Annotated in this window: 2 protein-coding genes; both read left to right on the top strand. The window is 42.7% G+C overall.

Annotation, left to right across the window (positions count from 1 at the left end):
- A partial coding sequence (locus BUC11_RS16500; protein WP_245793959.1) for a tyrosine-type recombinase/integrase occupies window positions 1-678 on the top strand: 678 nt, incomplete at its 5' end.
- Window positions 663-1,531, top strand: an 869-nt coding sequence (locus tag BUC11_RS16495) for an IS91 family transposase (protein ID WP_073355790.1), incomplete at its 3' end; no start/stop codon positions are given. The genes BUC11_RS16500 and BUC11_RS16495, both read left to right, overlap by 16 nt.

The raw sequence follows: 1,531 nt of genomic DNA, 5'->3' as shown, positions 1-1,531 counted from the left end.
TATTTTAAACATTGTGTTTACGGGCTTCGGTTTTTGCTTAAATCCGAGGGCTTGCCTTATGAATTTCTGCATTTACCGTCGATTAAACACGATAAAAAACTCCCTACTGTTCTCAGTAAAGAGGAAATATGGCGGTTGCTTACAAGTTGCCAACTGCTCAAACACAAAATTCTTATTGGTCTTTTGTACGGCTGTGGCTTGCGTTGTATGGAAGTGCGCAGTGTACGCTTGCAAGACTTGAATTTTGATCGTGAACAACTCAAAGTGGTGCAAGGCAAAGGCAAAAAAGACCGTTATGTGCCGCTCTCCAAACATTTGATCCGCGGACTAAAAACCTACATCGAAGCCGAAAAACCAAAAGTCTATCTTTTCAACGGACAACCTCAAGGCATAGCGGGAGGCGATTTTGACTCTCGCTATTCCCAGCGTGGGGTGCAATGGGCAGTCAAGCAAGCCTGCAAGGCAGCAGGAATCGAGAAAGAGGTGTGCGTGCATACGCTCAGGCACACTTTTGCAACACATTTACTTGAGGACGGACTCGATATTATCACGCTAAAAAATCTTTTAGGACACGAGCAAATTGAGACTACGATGGAGTATTTGCATATTGCGCAGCTCGACACAATAAAAGCCTTTAGTCCTCTTGATACTTTGTTTGCAAAATGCAGCCGCAAGTAGCTAGTGAACGAGGTGGAATAGCCTGCACTGAGCGTAGTCGAAGTGAGGTGGCTCATGTTTTAGAAAAGTTAGGTAATAAAATAGAGAATTTAGGACTCAATACTTGGCAATTGCGCACTTTATCGGCTGTGAGAAGGTGCCGAACGGCTGCTTTGGGCGGACACATAGATGCTTGCGACAACTGTGGAAAAATCAGTATTAGTTACAACAGTTGTCGCAACCGCCATTGTCCTAAATGTCAAGGAAAAAATCGGGACGATTGGATTCAGGCTAGACAAAACGAACTCTTGCCAGTACCTTATTTTCACGTTGTATTTACTTTGCCAGATAGTATTAATAGTCTAGCGATGCACGACCCAAGATTGGTGTATAATATACTTTTTGAGTCGGCATGGGAAACGCTTAAAACTTTTGGCAAAGCCAAAGAAATCCAAACTGGAATGATTGCCGTTCTACACACTTGGGGGCAAAATTTATCGCTGCATCCACACTTGCATTGTATTGTGCCTGGCGGCGGCGTGGATAAAAACGGCATTTGGAAAAACATACGAGGCGATGGCAAATTTTTGTTTCCAGTCAAGGCGTTATCTAAAGTTTTTAGGGCAAAATATTGCGAGAAACTAAAAGAGAGAAGTCCTGACAATTACACTAAAGTCAAGAAACAATTGTGGGAGAAACAGTGGGTAGTGTTTGCTAAAAAGCCTTTTGGGAGTCCAAAATCAGTGGTGGAATATCTGGGTAGATACACACACAAGATTGCCATTAGCAACAACCGCATCCAAAGCATTGACAATCAAAACGTAACTTTTACGTACAAAGATTACCGTCAAAACGGGTTCAAGAAACAAATGAC

The organism is Flavobacterium xanthum (assembly GCF_900142695.1).
GTDB lineage: Bacteria > Bacteroidota > Bacteroidia > Flavobacteriales > Flavobacteriaceae > Flavobacterium > Flavobacterium xanthum.
Note: the sequence above shows the minus strand (reverse complement) of the source record. Positions and strands in the feature narration are given on the sequence as shown.